The sequence below is a fragment of the Streptomyces sp. NPDC005004 genome, assembly GCF_053600675.1.
This window is the reverse complement of sequence record NZ_JBSGAH010000001.1, coordinates 222,329-236,793: the sequence shown is the minus strand read 5'-3', so window position 1 is coordinate 236,793 and position 14,465 is coordinate 222,329. Positions and strand designations below refer to the sequence as shown.

11 protein-coding genes are annotated in these 14,465 nt (G+C 72.0%); 5 read left to right on the top strand and 6 right to left on the bottom strand.

All coding sequences use genetic code 11. The features are described from left to right. Window positions 1-147 precede the first annotated feature (147 nt). A complete protein-coding gene (locus ACWEEU_RS01060) occupies window positions 148-1,695 on the top strand; it encodes a sodium:solute symporter family protein (RefSeq protein ID WP_385745852.1) in 1,548 nt (515 codons plus the stop codon). A gap of 14 nt (window positions 1,696-1,709) precedes the next feature. Here ACWEEU_RS01060 and ACWEEU_RS01055 read toward each other — a convergent pair whose 3' ends face one another. The 3 genes from ACWEEU_RS01055 to ACWEEU_RS01045 all read right to left on the bottom strand — a co-directional run bounded on the left by ACWEEU_RS01055 (window position 1,710) and on the right by ACWEEU_RS01045 (window position 8,114). Continuing rightward, on the bottom strand, window positions 1,710-2,825 hold the full coding sequence (locus ACWEEU_RS01055; RefSeq protein WP_361111603.1) for an ADP-ribosylglycohydrolase family protein: 1,116 nt from the start codon (window positions 2,823-2,825) through the stop codon (window positions 1,710-1,712). Between the two features lie 173 nt (window positions 2,826-2,998). Continuing rightward, a complete protein-coding gene (locus ACWEEU_RS01050; RefSeq protein WP_451727126.1) occupies window positions 2,999-4,972 on the bottom strand; it encodes an MFS transporter in 1,974 nt (657 codons plus the stop codon). A 259-nt stretch (window positions 4,973-5,231) separates the two neighbouring features. Further along, the gene (locus ACWEEU_RS01045; protein ID WP_451727123.1) at window positions 5,232-8,114 is read right to left on the bottom strand and encodes a D-alanyl-D-alanine carboxypeptidase; all 2,883 of its coding nucleotides are present in this window, start codon (window positions 8,112-8,114) and stop codon (window positions 5,232-5,234) included. Window positions 8,115-8,294: 180 nt separating this feature from the next. Here ACWEEU_RS01045 and ACWEEU_RS01040 point away from each other — a divergent pair, with 180 nt between their 5' ends. From ACWEEU_RS01040 to ACWEEU_RS01030, 3 genes are all read left to right on the top strand, one after another. Beyond that, window positions 8,295-9,041 carry a GOLPH3/VPS74 family protein gene (locus tag ACWEEU_RS01040; RefSeq protein ID WP_385745858.1) on the top strand — a complete coding sequence of 249 codons (747 nt, stop codon included), beginning with the start codon at window positions 8,295-8,297 and terminating at the stop codon, window positions 9,039-9,041. A gap of 200 nt (window positions 9,042-9,241) precedes the next feature. Then, a complete protein-coding gene (locus ACWEEU_RS01035; RefSeq protein ID WP_385745860.1) occupies window positions 9,242-10,099 on the top strand; it encodes a helix-turn-helix domain-containing protein in 858 nt (285 codons plus the stop codon). A 188-nt stretch (window positions 10,100-10,287) separates the two neighbouring features. Then, window positions 10,288-10,479, top strand: a complete 192-nt coding sequence (locus ACWEEU_RS01030; RefSeq protein WP_161182085.1) for a DUF397 domain-containing protein — start codon at window positions 10,288-10,290, stop codon at window positions 10,477-10,479. Between the two features lie 210 nt (window positions 10,480-10,689). Here ACWEEU_RS01030 and ACWEEU_RS01025 read toward each other — a convergent pair whose 3' ends face one another. Continuing rightward, entirely contained in the window at window positions 10,690-11,196 is a 507-nt protein-coding gene (locus tag ACWEEU_RS01025) for a glutathione peroxidase (protein ID WP_451727118.1), read from the bottom strand. Between the two features lie 47 nt (window positions 11,197-11,243). Next, complete coding sequence (locus ACWEEU_RS01020; protein WP_451727115.1) at window positions 11,244-12,227, bottom strand: helix-turn-helix domain-containing protein; 984 nt, start codon at window positions 12,225-12,227, stop codon at window positions 11,244-11,246. A gap of 76 nt (window positions 12,228-12,303) precedes the next feature. Here ACWEEU_RS01020 and ACWEEU_RS01015 point away from each other — a divergent pair, with 76 nt between their 5' ends. Then, entirely contained in the window at window positions 12,304-13,488 is a 1,185-nt protein-coding gene (locus ACWEEU_RS01015) for an MFS transporter (protein ID WP_385745866.1), read from the top strand. On the opposite strand, the gene ACWEEU_RS01010 is transcribed toward ACWEEU_RS01015, so the two are convergent. Then, window positions 13,439-14,371 (bottom strand): slipin family protein, encoded by a 933-nt coding sequence (locus ACWEEU_RS01010; protein WP_451727112.1) that lies wholly within the window; start codon window positions 14,369-14,371, stop codon window positions 13,439-13,441. The two genes, ACWEEU_RS01015 and ACWEEU_RS01010, sit on opposite strands and share 50 nt — an antisense overlap. Between the last annotated feature and the right edge of the window lie 94 nt (window positions 14,372-14,465).

Genomic DNA, 14,465 nt, shown 5'->3' with positions numbered 1-14,465 from the left:
CGAGTTCACACATCTGAACGCCAGTCACCCAGGCGAACGATTTTACCTGCCTGTGACTCGACGCCTCCCCGCCTCAACCCCCATGGTCGTAGCCGGAGTTCACATCCCAGACTGCCGAACACGGCTGCGGACGCTGGAGGGTGAGACATGAACGGTCTCGACTGGGCCGTGCTGATCGGCTACTTCGGCGTGATGGTCGCCATCGGCGTCTGGTCGCACCGCCGCGTGGACGACGTGGGCGACTTCTTCACCGCCGGCGGCCGGATGCCCTGGTGGCTGTCCGGCATCTCGCACCACATGTCGGGCTACAGCGCGGTGATGTTCACCGGGTACGCGGGTATCGCCTACGTCTACGGCGTCACCTCCTACGTCACCTGGGCGCTGCCCATCGCGCTCGGCATCGCCATCGGCTCCCGGCTCTTCGCGCCCCGCGTCAACCGCCTGCGCTCCCGGCTGCGTGTGGCATCCCCGCTGGAGTACCTGAAGAACCGCTACGACCTGCGCACCCAGCAGGCGCTGGCCTGGTCCGGGATGCTGCTGAAGATCGTGGACGTGGGCGCCAAGTGGGCCGCCATCGCCACCCTGCTCTCGGTGTTCACCGGCCTCTCCCTGAACCAGGGCATCCTCATCACGGGCGCGATCACCGCCGTCTACTGCACCATCGGCGGCCTGTGGGCGGACGCGCTCACCGAACTCGGCCAGTTCGTCATCCAGTTGCTCGCCGGGATCGCGATGCTCGTCGCCGTCGCGGTGAAGCTGGGAGACCGGCACATCGGTCTGCTCGACGCCTGGGACCGGCCCGCCCTGCACGGCCACACCCAGCCGCTCGCGGGCCCCTACGGCACCGTCTTCCTGCTGGCGTTCCTGTTCATCAAGCTCTTCGAGTACAACGGCGGCATGCTCAACCAGGCCCAGCGCTACATGGCCACCGCCTCCGCCCGCGAGGCCGAGCGCTCGGCCCGGCTCTCCGCGCTGCTGTGGCTGGTGTGGCCCCTGGTGCTGTTCCTGCCGATGTGGCTCGCCCCGCTCCTGGTGACGGCCCAGAAGCCCGACGGCTCCGACTCCTACGCCCTGATGACCGAACAGCTCCTGCCCCACGGTCTGCTGGGGCTCGTGGTCGTCGGCTTCTTCTCGCACACCATGGCCATGTGCTCCTCCGACGCCAACGCCGTCGCCGCCGTGTTCACCCGCGACGTGGTGCCCGTGCTGTGGCGGCGGGCGCGGGACTGGGGCGAGCGGGTGGGACTCCTCGCGGCCCGGGTGACCACCGTCGTCTTCCTCGGCCTGTCGATGGCGGTCGCGACCCAGGTGGACTCGCCCGCCCTGAAAGACATCATCACGGTCGTCATCAAGTGGGTCGCCGGGCTCATGGGCCCCATCGCCATCCCCATGATGCTGGGCCTGCTGCGCCCGTTCCGCCGCTCGGGCCCGACCGCCGCGCTCACCAGCTGGGCCGCCGGACTGCTCGCCTTCTGGCTGGTCAACTACCCGATCAGTTGGCACGTCCAGGGCGGCGTCCCGCTCCAGTACCAGGTCTCGGTGCCGCTCGCCGTCTCCCTGGTGCTCTACGTCGTCATCGGTCTGATCAAGCCCGAGGACACCCCCGAGCGGGTCGCGGTCATCGAGCGGATCAACACCGACGGCGACGGCACGGAGGCGACCGTACCCGCCCCGGCGGCTCAGGCGCGCGGATAGCCGGGCGCGGACGGTCAGGCGCGCGGATAGCGCGCCAGCCACCCCGGCGCCGAACCCGCGGGGCTGTGCAGGGCCGGACCCTGGGTCATCTCCATGGCGAAGTCGTCGGCCAGTTCCAGGATCGTGGGGCGGCCCTCCAGCTCGGCGAGCCACGCCGGGGGCAGGGCCGTCTCGCCGTGCAGGGCGCCGAGCAGGCCCCCGGTGAGGGCCCCGGCGGCGGCGGAGGGACCGGACTGGTTCACCGCCAGGCACAGGCCGAGGCGTACGTCGTCAGCGGCCAGCGCGCAGTAGACCGCCGCCGCGAGCAGGCCGTCCGCGGTGCCGTCGCCCGCCAGCTCCTCCACCCGGACGGGGTTCGGCGGACCCAGCCGCACCGCGTTCACGGCGTGCTGGAGCGCCTCCACGACCGGCTGGTGGCCCGGCCGCGCCGACAGCAGCGCCACCGCGCTCCACACGGCCGCGTCCAGATCCTCACCGCGCGCGAGGGCGTGCACGATCACCGCGTACGCCCCCGCCGCCAGACACGCGACGGGGTGCCCGTGGGTCTGCGCCGCGCACTCGACGGACAACTGCGCCACCAACTGCGGCTCCCAGCCCACCAGGAGCCCGAAGGGACCCGAGCGCGCCACCGCCTCGGGCCCCAGCTCACCGGGGTTCTTCGGCCGCTCCAGGGTGCCCATCACCTCGTCGCCGAGCCCGCTCAGCAGCGACCTCGGCGGCTCCCGGCGGGCGTACAGCCACTCCTCGCGCGCCAGCCAGCCGTCCTCCTTGCGCCGCTCGTCGGGCCCCCAGTCCCGCTGGGTCGCCCGCCAGCGCAGGTACGCCCGGTGCAGATCGGTCGGCGGATGCCAGGCGCCGGTGTCCCGGCGGACCTGTGCCCGGATCAGGCCGTCCACCGTGAACAGGGTGAGCTGGGTGTGGTGGGTGACCGCGCCGCGCCGCCCGTGTGCGAAGCCCAGGTCGAGCACGCCCTCGGCGCCGTACGCCGACCGGATCTCGTCAAGCCCGAGCACGTCCACGGGCGCGCCGAGAGTGTCCCCGAGCGCGATGCCCAGCAGGGTGCCGCGCACCCGGCTGCGGAAGTCCTGCTGTTCGGTGCGACCCCAGACGGCGCCGCTCGTCGCACCCATGCAGACCCCCTCACGGCACCTCGCGTCCGGCCGACGGGCAGCACTGTAATGGACCGTGAACGGTCCGATCAGCCGCGCAAACCGGCCTCGCGAGACCAATCCCGGTCAGGTGTGAACGCTTTGCTCACGCGTTCACAGGTGTGAGCCGATGTGAGCCGAGGTACGGCCGGAACTCACCCCTTGGCGTCCTTCAGCTCCTGCGGACACGGCGTCCCGCGCGGCAACTGGTACGGCGCCGCCAGGTGGTACGTCCCCGCCCTCGGCGCCAGCAGCACCGTCCACGCGTCGCCCTCCGCGTCCTGCGGGGTCTCCGCCAGACAGCCGCTGACGTTGACGTACGTCTTCGGCACGCCGTCCGCCCGCTTCCTGGACGCCTCCGTCTCCTGCGGGGGCTTGAGCGGCTTGCCGTGCTCGTCCACCACGCTCAGCCACGGCGAGTACGGAATGCGGATCAGGACGCGGCCCGCCCGGCTCACCCGCAGGGTCATCTCGCCCTGCTCGGCGCGCAGCACCACCGCGTTCGGCTCGGCCAGCGGCACCGGGTCCGTGACCCGGAACAACTGCCAGTCCGCGTTCCCCCACACCTGCTTCAGATACGGCATCCCGCGCAGCACCAGCTCCCGCTCGCGCTCCCCGCCGTCGCCGTCCGGGTCGTCCGCCTTGGGCAGCACCACGTAGTGCACGGCCCAGCGCTGCAGCCACTCGTGGTAGTTGGCCGAGTTGAGGGTGTCGTCGTAGAAGAGCGGGTTGCGCTCCATGTCGGCCTGACGGTTCCAGCCGCGCGCCAGGTTCACGTACGGCGCCAGCGCGGACGCCTCGCGGTGCGAGCGGGCCGGGACGACCTCCACCCGGCCCTTCTCCGCGCCCACCTGCTGGAGTTCGTTCACCAGCGGGGCCAGCTCACGTGCCCAGGACGCCGCCGGGGTCGTGTGGATCACGTCGTCCACCGACTTGAAGCCGATCCAGCCCACGAACCCGGCGACGGCCAGCACCAGCGCGTACCACTTGCGCGAGCGCGGCACCGCGAACGGCAGCGCGGCCACCAGCGCCGTGCCCGCGAACAGCATCGGCAGACGCGAGATGTTCGTGCCGATCTGCGAGCTGATCAGCCACACCAGCACCACGGCCACGCTGTAGACCCCGGCCGTCAGCCGCACCGTCACCCACGCGCGCGGCACCAGCGCCAGACACAGCAGCCCGTACAGCAGCGGCATGATCACCGAACCGAACGTCATCGGCTGGGTGCCGGAGAACGGGAACAGCCACGCCGACAGCGCCACCACGGCCGCCGGGGCGAGACCCAGCGCCCACGCGCCCGGGCGCCGCTTCTGGAGGAACAGGGCGACCGCCACCAGCCCCACGAACAGCCCCGCCACCGGCGAGGACATCGTGGCGAGCGCCGCCAGCGGGGCGGCGGCCAGCGCCTTCGCCCAGCGCTTGTAGCGCCCCTCGTAGGGCCAGTAGAGCAGCACCGCGACCGCGCCGATCCCGAACAGCGCTGCAAGGCCGTACGCCACCCAGCCCGACACCGCCCCGGCAAGCAGCGCGAACACCCCGGCGAGCAGCGCCAGCGGGGCCGCCGCCAGCGCCTTCGCCCAGCTCGCGTACCGGCCCTGGTACGGCCAGCAGAACACCGCCGCAACGGCGCCGAGTGCGAACATCGTGCCGAGCCCGAACGTCACCCGGCCCGAGGCGGCGTTGCCCATCAGCGCGAACACCCCGGCCAGCGCGGGCCACAGCGGCTCGCGCACCGCCCGGCCGCGCACCAGGATCAGCGTCAGCAGCCCGGCGGAGAACGTCCCCGCGATCATCATCGTCGTCCGCACGCCGAGCACGGACATCAGATACGGCGACAGCACGCTGTACGACACCGGGTGCATCCCGCCGTACCAGGCGAGGTTGTACGCCGAGTCCGGGTGCCGGCCGACGAACTCCGCCCAGGCGTCCTGCGCCGCGAGGTCGCCGCCGCTGTTGGCGGAGGTGAAGAACCAGATCACGTGCAGCACCGCGGCGAGCGCGGTGATGAACAGGACGGGGTGCTCGCGGGGCCAACGGCGCCAGGCGGCAGGGGCGGTGGCGTCCTGACGGGCGGGGACCGGCGTCCGCCCGGCGGTACCCGTGACGTCCGTACCGGGCTCAGGGCTCATGCGACCTCCGCCCTCGGTGTGGTCGGCGCGTGTCGGCTCGGCTGTGGCCACCTGAAGGCACTCCCCGTGTCCCGTCTGCTGTTCCCGGCCACCTGTCCCGTACGTGCTCCCGGCCGGTCCTCGTCCCGCTGCGGCCTTGTCCCGTGACCGGTGACCTGCCCCGTTTCGTGACGCTAGCACGCACCCCGCCGCACGGCTCCCGGGCGGGAACACATGCGGCGGGGACGCGGCGTGGGGGCGGTGCGCTGCGGCTGCGGGGCTAGCCCAGGCGCGTCAGCTTGCTGCCGAGGCCGGGCTCCGCGAGGTCGTCACGCAGCGCGACGGGGACCTTGACGGCGCCAGTCGAGCCGTCACCGACGGTCAGGGAACCGACCTTCGTGCCGGCCTTCGCCGTGTGCGGGACGGGGCCGCCGGTGAAGGAGAGCTTCACCTTCAGACCCGCCCAGCCGGTCGCCTTCACGTCCTCGGTCACCTCGACGGGCGTCCGGCCGCCGAGACCGTCGTCCACGTATCCGACGACCGTGCCCTTCTTCAGGACCGTCGCCGACCTCAGGGCGCCCTGCGCGGCCCGGATCAGCTTGTCGCTGTGGTCCAGGGCGGCGCTCAGGATGGTGTTCTCCGGGCCGCCCGCCGGCTGCCGCATCACCGCGCCGATGATCATCCGGGTCTCGCCGTCGACGTCCCGCTTCGCGGCGAACACCAGGTTGCCGAGGGCGGAGGTGGTGGTGCCGGTCTTGATGCCGACGACGTTGTTGTGCCCGACGAGCTGGTTCCAGTTCGAGTGGTACGTGCCCTTGTAGTCGGTGTACGACATCATCGCCGCGACCTCGCGGAACGCGGGGTACGTCATCGCGGCCTTCGCCAGCTTCACCTGGTCCCGCGCGGTGCTGACCGTGGAGTCGGTCAGGCCGGAGGGGTCGGTGTACTTGGTGTTGCTCATGCCGAGCCGCTTGGCGGTCGTGTTCATCTTGGCGACGAACGCGTCCACGGAACCGGCGTCCCAGCGGGCGAGCAGACGGGCGATGTTGTTCGCGGACGCCAGCAGGATGTCCTGAAGCGCCTCGCGCTGGGTGATCCGGTCACCGGCGGTGACGTCCACCGTCGACTCCTGGCCCGCCTTCGACTGCGACTCGGCCGTCTTGTCGATCTCGATCTTCGGACCGGCGGCGCCGCTCTTGAGCGGGTGGTCGTGCAGGATCAGATACGCGGTCATCACCTTGGCGACACTGGCGGTCGGCACGGGCTTGTCCGAGCCGGAGGAGCCGAACGTGCCGACGCCCTGGACGTCCAGCGCGGCCTGACCCTCCGTGGGCCACGGCACGTCGACCTTCCCGCCCTCGAAGGTGTAGCTGTCCTTCGCGGTCAGGTCCAGCGTGGGCGCGGGCAGCGGGCGCAGCGCCTGCGCGACGCCCAGGATCACCACCAGCAGCAGCACCAGCGGCGTCCAGATCTTGACCCTGCGCACCAGCGTCCGCACCGGGGTCTCCGGCGGGGGCGGCGTGTTCGTCAGCTCCGCCAGCAGGTCCAGCGGCGGCTTCGGCGGCAACGGCTGCTGCGTCGTCCGCTCCGGCCCCACCTGCGGCACGGTCCGCGTCTCCTCCGCCGGGGCGGTCCTTATGTCCCCCTTGAGCGCGACGAACCGACTGGTCTTCTCGGCCTCCTTCTCGTCGCCCTTCTCCTTCCCCCCGACCTTCAGCATCGTGGTCGGCTGATCAACGCCCTTCGGCGCCCGCAGCGTGGTGGTCGGCTGGTCCTTGGGCGGCTGCGGTTGCTTGGGGGAGCGGAGGGTGGTGGTGGGCTGATCGGTGGGGGTCGCCTTGTCGGCGGGGGCGGAGGTGGGAGCGGGGATGAGCTTGCCGCCGGGCTTGTCGGCGGGGGCGGACTTGCCGCCGGGCTTGTCCGCGGAGCCGGGCTTGGCGCCGGACTTGTCGTCGGCCTTGTCGGCCGGGCCGGCCTTGGAGGTGGAGCCGGACTTGCCGTCGCCCTTGTCCGAGGGGGCGGACGTGTCCTCGGTCTCGTCGGCCGGTCCCTGCTCGGAGGCGGGGGTGGCCTTGCGGTCGGCGCTGTCGGCGGAGCCGGACTCGTCGTCGGCCTTGTCCGCGGGGGCGGCGTCGCCTTCGGCCCGGTCGGCGGGGGCGGACTTACCGGCGGACTTACCGGCGGGCTTGGCGGCGGAGCCGGGCTTGGTGCTGGACGTGTCGTCGGACTTACCGGCGGGCTTGGCGGCGGAGCCGGGCTTGGTGCTGGACGTGTCGTCGGACTTGTCGGCCCGTCCCTGCCCGGAGGCGGCGGCGGACTCGCGGTCGGAGGTGTCGGCGGAGCTCGCCTCGGAGCCGGGAGCGCCCTTGTCGTCGGAGGCGCTCTTCCCTTCCGGGGCCGACTCGGCGTCGAGCTTGGTGCTGGGAGCCGATTCGCCCGTGCCCTTCCGCCCGGCGGAGCCGGGGGTGGACTTCTCGGCGGGGCCGGTGCCGTCACCGGGCTTCTGTCCGGCGTCGCCGGACCCGGCGTCGGACTCCGGCGCCGACGTGGCGCCCGGGGTCTTGTCGCCGGACCCCGACTCGGCGGCAGCGGCGGACGTGTCCTCGGCGGAGCCGGACTCGGCGTCAGGCGTCCCCCCAGGCTTGTCGCCCTTCTCGGCGACACCGGCGGCATCCGAAGCGGAACCGTCGCCCGCGCCGGGGGAGTCCTTGGCCGCGCGAGAGGCGTCCGCTGCGGGACTCTTGGGGGCGTCGGCGACCCCGGAGGGGGAGCCGTTGCGCTTGGCGGCGCCGGAGGGCTCCTTGTCGTCGCTCTCGCCCGTGCCGGCGGCATCGTGACCGCCCTCGGGAGAGCCGGCCACGGACGGCTCGGAGGCGTCATCGGCGCGCGAAGCGGAACCGCTCTCGGCCGCGTCCGCGAAGTCCGCGGAAACGTTGTCTCCACCGCTCCCGGAGCCGCCGGAGGCGAGCCCCTCCGAGGTCGTCGCGGCGGCAGCCTTCTCGGCGGATTCACCGTCCCTCGCAACGGAGTTGGCGCCCCCCTTCGCCCCCGCCCCCGCGGACCTCTCCTCGGACTCGGCCGAATCCACCCCCTCCGCCGAACCGACGGAGTTTCCCTGCTTCGACCTGTCGGGGGACTCGCCCGCCACCGATGCCTCCTCCATGCGCCGCACGCTCGCCGCGCGCCCTGTCCGAACCATGTACCAGTGTCCTGTGTGGGGGCTTGCCCAGGGCGGTAGACGAGAACGACATACCTACCGGTTCCCCCACGAACCGGGCACGCGCCCTCGACAGATGAATGTGAGAGGCGTCACCCTGTCATTCATCCACGCGGGGAGGCATGGATGGGCAGGAGCCGCAGAACACTTCCGGAAGAGCTTCTGCTGCTCGCACTGGACCCGGCCACGGGTACCACTGCGCAGCCGCAGTCGCTCGACCTCGGTCTGGCCGGTGCACAGCTAGTGGAGCTGGCGCTGGCCGGACGGATAGCCCCAGACGGGGATCGTATCGCCGTGGTGGTGCCACGGCCGACAGGAGATCCGACTCTGGACAGCGCGTTGGAGCTGCTGCGCAGGCGCGGCGCTCCGGTGCGTGCCGTCCATTGGATCGGCGGCCCACGACTGGGCCTGCGCCAGACCTACCTTTCCCACCTCGAACGGTGCGGAATGGTCGCCGCGGTGCCGGGCCAGATGTGCGGGGTGCTGCCGACGACGCGGTACCAGGCGACGGACACGGCGATCAGCCGGGAGATCCGTTCCCGCCTGGACGCCGCGATCCGCACCGGCGTACCACCGGACCCGCGGACCGCCGCGCTCGCCGCGCTGGCGCACGCCGTCGGCCTCGGCAAGCACCTCTACCCGGGCAACGAGGGCCGCTCGTCCCGGTCCCGGCTGCGCGACCTCATCCGGCACGACCCGATGGGCGGGCTCGTCGCCCACGCCGTCATGGACGTGCAGAACGGTGCCGTCGCGCAGCCGCGCCGGGGTCCGGCCGGGCCGTCCCGGCCGAACGGTCCCGCACGGGCCGAACCGGCGCGCGGGGTGCCGATGCAGCCGCATCACGGCTCCATGGCACGGGCCGCCGCGCACTGATCCACGCACGCGGCCGACGACAGGCGGTGGGGCGAACGTCGCCCCGCCGCCTCGGCGTTCACCCGAATCATGTCCGAACTGACGCGTACGCGCCGCATATCCGATGTTTTCCAGCGCTGGAAAGCACCTTGGTGGCAGTCTGCTGAACAGCAGATACACAAAGTGTCAGGAACAGGCAGGCAGCCGGAGGTGCGCTAACCGTGGCGTCCAATGTCAATCCCACCGTCAGGCGGCGCCGTCTCGGCCAGGAGCTGCGCAGACTCCGTGAGCAGAAGGGCATGACCGCCGAAGAGGTGGCCGACCGCCTGCTCGTGTCGCAGTCGAAGATCAGCAGGCTGGAGAACGGCCGCCGCAGCATCAGCCAGCGCGACGTGCGCGACCTGTGCGGGGTCTACGAGGTCGAGGACCAGCGGGTCGTCGACTCGCTGATGGAGATGGCCCGCGACTCCCGCCAGCAGGGCTGGTGGCACACCTTCGGGGACATCCCGTACAGCGTGTACATCGGTCTGGAGACGGACGCGCAGTCGCTGCGCGTGTACGAACCCCAGTTGGTGACGGGTCTGTTGCAGACCCGCGCGTACGCCGAGGCGCTGGTGCGCGGCGCGCTGCCGGAGACCTCGACCGCCGAGATCGACAAGCGGGTCAACGTCCGTATGCGCAGGCAGGAGCGGGTCACCGCGGAGGGCAACCCGCTGCGGCTCTGGGTCGTCCTGGACGAGGCGGCGCTGCACCGGGTGGTGGGCAGCAGGCTGGTGATGCGCGAGCAGTTGGAGCACCTCATCGAGATGTGCCAGTTGCCCCATGTCACCGTGCAGGTCCTGCCGTTCGAGGCGGGCGCGCACCCGGGGCTCAACGGGCAGTACGCCATCCTGGAGTTCGCCGACGCGGCCGACTCCAGCGTGGTCTACCTGGAAGGCGTCACCAGCGACCTGTATCTGGAGAAGGCGCCCGACGTGCAGAAGTACGCCGTGATGTACGAGCATTTGCGGGCACAGTCCCTCAGTGTGGAACTTTCCCGGGAGTTCATCGCGAAGGCGGCCAAAAACTTCGCGGACTGAGGTCTCCGGACAGGCGGCGAGGGATCGTACACCGTCGGGCCGTCCGAGCGGAGGCGCGTTTGGAATATGCCATCCGCTCGGGTGAACGGCCCATCCGCAGAAGCCTGTTGCCGGGTAGCGTCGATCACGCCAATCGATCGACAGGGTTGGCGTGAACCGCACCACCGCAACTCGCAACAGGAGTGGACATGGCACTGATTCAGGGCGCTTCGGAGACGTGGATGAAGTCCTCCTATTCCGCGGGCAACGGCGCCTGCGTCGAGGTCAAGTCGCCGACCGCCGCCGAACTCGCCGTTCGCGACTCCAAGGTCACCGAGGGGCCCGTGCTGGCCTTCCCGGCCGCGGCCTGGAACACCTTCGTGGCCTCGGTCAAGGCGTAAGGGACCGTCCCCGGTCCTCCGCCCTCGTAGAAGCGCGACCCATGCTTCGACGACAACAGCACACGCACCACCCCGTGAAGCCCTCTCGGCCTGACGCCGTCCTCGCCGAGGGGGCTCCGCGTTCCGAGTGAGCGGCCTCGGCCGTCCGGACACCCGCACGCCGGCCTCCCCGCCGACACCCTTGGTGCCCGGACCGCCCGAGGCGACCGCTCAGCCGAGCTGGGCCTCGATCGCGGTCACGATCTCCGCCGACTCCGGCTCGGTCTGCGGGGAGAAGCGGGCGACGACGCCGCCGTCGCGGCCGATCAGGAACTTCTCGAAGTTCCAGCGGATGTCACCGGTGTGGCCCTCGGCGTCCGTGACCTCCACGAGCCGCTGGTAGAGCGGGTGACGGTCGGCGCCGTTCACCTCGACCTTCTCGGTCAGCGGGAAGGTCACGCCGTACGTCGCCGAGCAGAACTCCGCGATCTCCTCGGCGGAGCCGGGCTCCTGCCCCATGAACTGGTTGCAGGGCACCCCGACCACGGTGAACCCGCGGTCGCGGTAGCGCTCCTGCAGCCGCTCGAGACCGGTGTACTGCGGGGTCAGCCCGCACTTGGAGGCCACGTTCACGATGAGGACGGCCCCGCCCGCGTACTGCGCGAGATCGGCTTCGCCGCCCTGGAGGGCGCCGATGGGGGTGTCCAGTACGGCGGTGTTGTCATCGGTTGTCGTCATGGGCGGATGCTAACCGGGGGAGTGGCCGTCGGGGGTGACCAGCCCGGTCACCCCGCCCTGGCGGCGGGCCGTCCCGCCGCCACCAGCCCGTCCCCGGCCGCCGTGCGCTCGTACAGCACCGAGCGGCCCGCCCGGCGGCGTACCAGCAGGCCCGCGTCCAGGAGCACCTTCAGGTGGCGGCCGACCGAGCCGAGGGTCTGGCCGGTGACGGCGGTCAGCTGGGTGGTGCTCATGGGGGAGTCCAGGAGGAGCAGGACGCTCGCGCGACCGGAGCCGAGCAGGGTGGCCAGGGCGGCGGGGGCCGAGCGGTCCCGGTGCCAGGCGAGGGAACCGGCGCAGGGGTAGATCTTGGCGTAGCGCAGCCCGTCCTCCCAGGCCACCCAGCCACCGCGCTGCGCGGTCACGGGAACGAAGGACAGCTCGGCGCCCGTGATGTCGCGCGGGGGGTACGACTGAAGGTTGACCTGGAGCCGGCTGTCCCCGAGCCACCGCGTCCGTCCCGGCCGGAGCGAGTCGAGCACCCCGGCCCAGCCCTCCCGGCTCACCCGCGCCGTGCGCGCCAGCACATCCGCCTCCAGGACCTTCCGGCGCCGCTCCCAGGTGGGCCGCACCGTCTCCTCCCACACCCACTCGAGGAGCGCGGCCGCCCGCTCGGGCAGGTCGTCGCGCTCCAGTACGGCGGGGAGCGGTCCCTCCAGCGAGAGCAGGAGGTGGGCGCGGGCGTCCGCGGGACGGGCGGCGCGTACCCGCGCGACCTCGGTGGCGAAGTCCTCGCCGGGGCGGGGAGCCGGGGTCAGGAAGTCGGCGGTCCAGTTACGGCCGAGCCCGGCCCGGACGAGGCGTGCGGTGACCGGCTCCGAGTCCAACAGGGCGCGGTAGCCCGGGAGATGCGTCGTCAGCCACTCCCGCTCCCCGGGATGCGAGCCACTCCCCGTGTGCAGCAGCCACAGCGCCGCGAAGGTCTCGGCGAGCGGTGAGATCACGAACCGTCCGCGTGCGAGCGTGTCGGCGTCGAGCTGCCACCATCCCAAGTCGGCGTCCCCTCACTACCTTTCGCGCACCGGCGAAACAATATCGGCGCGGGCGAGGGCCTTCGAGACTCCCGGCATGTCCAGTTACCGATCCCTGTTCCGCACCCCGGAGTTCACCCCGCTCTTCCTCGGCTCGGCCGCCCAGACCGCCGCCCAGACCCTCGGCGGACTCGCCCTCGGCACCCTCGTCTACCGCGCCACCGGCTCCCCGCTGCTCGCGGCGGTCAGCATGTTCGGCTCCTCCCTCGCCCAGGTCCTCGGCGCGACCGTGCTGCTCTCCGGCGCCGACCGGCTGCCCCCGCGCACCGCCCTGTCCGTCATCGCGCTGACCTTCGCGGCGGGTACGGCACTCCAGGCGCTGCCCGGCCTGCCCGCGGGGCTCCTCGTCCTGATCGTCCTGCTGCTGGGCCTCGTCGCCTCGCTCGGCGTCGGCGTCCGCTGGGGCCTGCTGAACGAGATCCTGACCAAGGACGGCTATCTGCCCGGGCGTTCGCTGTTCAACATGATGAGCGGCCTGACGCAGATCACCGGGTACGTCACCGGCGGCGCCCTGCTGACCGCCCTCTCCCCGCGCGTCTGCCTGCTCCTGGCCGCGGCCCTGTATCTGTCGGCCGCGCTGCTGCTGCGCCTCGGCCTGACCCCTCGCCCGCCCCGCCTCGGCGGCCGCCCGTCCCCGGCGGTGACCTGGCGCACCAACGCCCGCCTGTGGGCGGACCGTTCGCGCCGCCTGACCTATCTGGGACTGTGGGTGCCCAACGGCCTGGTCGTCGGCTGCGAATCGCTCTACGTGTCGTACGCCCCCGGCGCGGCCGGCACGCTGTTCGCCTGCGCGGCGCTCGGCATGTTCGCCGGGGACGTGTCCGTGGGCCGCCTGATCCCGCCCGGGGTGCGTACCCGCCTCGCGACCCCGCTGCTGCTCCTGCTGGCGGGCCCGTATCTGCTCTTCGCCGCGCACCCGCCGCTGCCGGTGGCGGTGGTGTGCGTGACGCTCGCCTCCGTCGGCTTCGGCGCGAGCCTGGTCCAGCAGGAGCGGCTGATGAGCCTGACCCCGGACGAACTCGCCGGTCACGCCCTGGGGTTGCACTCGGCGGGAATGCTGACCCTCCAGGGCGTGAGCGCGACACTGGCCGGTACGGTCGCCCAGCTCACCTCTCCGGCGACGGCGATGACCGTGATGGCGGCGGCCTCGGCGACCGTGACGCTGGCCCTCGCTACGGCCGGCCGGAGTCTTCCCGCGGCCGCGGCTCGGGAAGCTGCTTAGCCTCGGGCGAGGTCAGCTCGGGAGCGGCGGGAGAGGGGGCGACCTCGGGAGCGGCGGCGACTTCGGGAGCCGGAGCCGGCTGGGGTGCGGCGGCACCGGAGCCGGCCCCCGACCCGCCCGCGAACTGCTGCGCCGCCTTGTCGAAGTACCGCAGCAGCTCGACCGGGAACGGCATGACCAGCGTCGAGTTCTTCTCCGCGGCCACCTCGACGACCGTCTGGAGCAGCCGGAGCTGCATCGCCTCCGGCGTGTCCGACATGATCCGCGAGGCGTTGGCGAGCTGCTGCGCGGCCTGGAACTCGCCGTCGGCCGTGATGACCCGCGCCCGCCGCTCCCGCTCGGCCTCGGCCTGGCGGGACATCGACCGCTTCAGCGACTCGGGCAGCTGGACGTCCTTGATCTCGACCCGGTCGATGTGGATGCCCCAGCCCGCTGCCGGACTGTCGATCATCAGGGCGAGCCCCTCGTGCAGCCGCTCACGGTCGCTGAGCAGGTCGTCCAGGTCGCTCTTGCCGATGATGGAGCGCAGCGAGGACTGGGCGACCTGGCCGACGGCGAACACGTAGTCCTGCACCTCGATGGCGGCCCGCACCGGGTCGACCACCCGGAAGTACACGACGGCGTCGACCTTCACCGAGACGTTGTCCTTGGTGATGCCCTCCTGCGTGGGCACCGGCATCGTCACGACCTGCACGTTCACCTTGCGCATCCGGTCGGCGAACGGCACCAGGAAGGTGATCCCCGGCTGCCGTGCCCCCGGCAGCGCCTTCCCCAGCCGGAACACCACCCCGCGCTCCACCTGGTTGACCACCCGCATCCCGCTCTTCAGCACGAGCAGCAGGAACACGGCCACGACCACCACTGCGACGACGGCGCCGTCCATGGCACTCCATTCTCCGACGCGACTTGTCCGGTCGGCCCGGACAAGGAGAAGGACTCGACAGGGAGGCGCACGGATGCGAGCGCGCGGGTCATGA

Bases quoted from the DNA above. Each gene is read 5' to 3' on its own strand.
- ACWEEU_RS01060 (WP_385745852.1), top strand. From the start codon at position 148: ATGAACGGTCTCGACTGGGCCGTGCTGATCGGCTACTTCGGCGTGATG.
- ACWEEU_RS01055 (WP_361111603.1), bottom strand. From the start codon at position 2,825: ATGGGTGCGACGAGCGGCGCCGTCTGGGGTCGCACCGAACAGCAGGAC.
- ACWEEU_RS01050 (WP_451727126.1), bottom strand. From the start codon at position 4,972: ATGAGCCCTGAGCCCGGTACGGACGTCACGGGTACCGCCGGGCGGACG.
- ACWEEU_RS01045 (WP_451727123.1), bottom strand. From the start codon at position 8,114: ATGGAGGAGGCATCGGTGGCGGGCGAGTCCCCCGACAGGTCGAAGCAG.
- ACWEEU_RS01040 (WP_385745858.1), top strand. From the start codon at position 8,295: ATGGGCAGGAGCCGCAGAACACTTCCGGAAGAGCTTCTGCTGCTCGCA.
- ACWEEU_RS01030 (WP_161182085.1), top strand. From the start codon at position 10,288: ATGGCACTGATTCAGGGCGCTTCGGAGACGTGGATGAAGTCCTCCTAT.
- ACWEEU_RS01025 (WP_451727118.1), bottom strand. From the start codon at position 11,196: ATGACGACAACCGATGACAACACCGCCGTACTGGACACCCCCATCGGC.
- ACWEEU_RS01015 (WP_385745866.1), top strand. From the start codon at position 12,304: ATGTCCAGTTACCGATCCCTGTTCCGCACCCCGGAGTTCACCCCGCTC.
- ACWEEU_RS01010 (WP_451727112.1), bottom strand. From the start codon at position 14,371: ATGGACGGCGCCGTCGTCGCAGTGGTGGTCGTGGCCGTGTTCCTGCTG.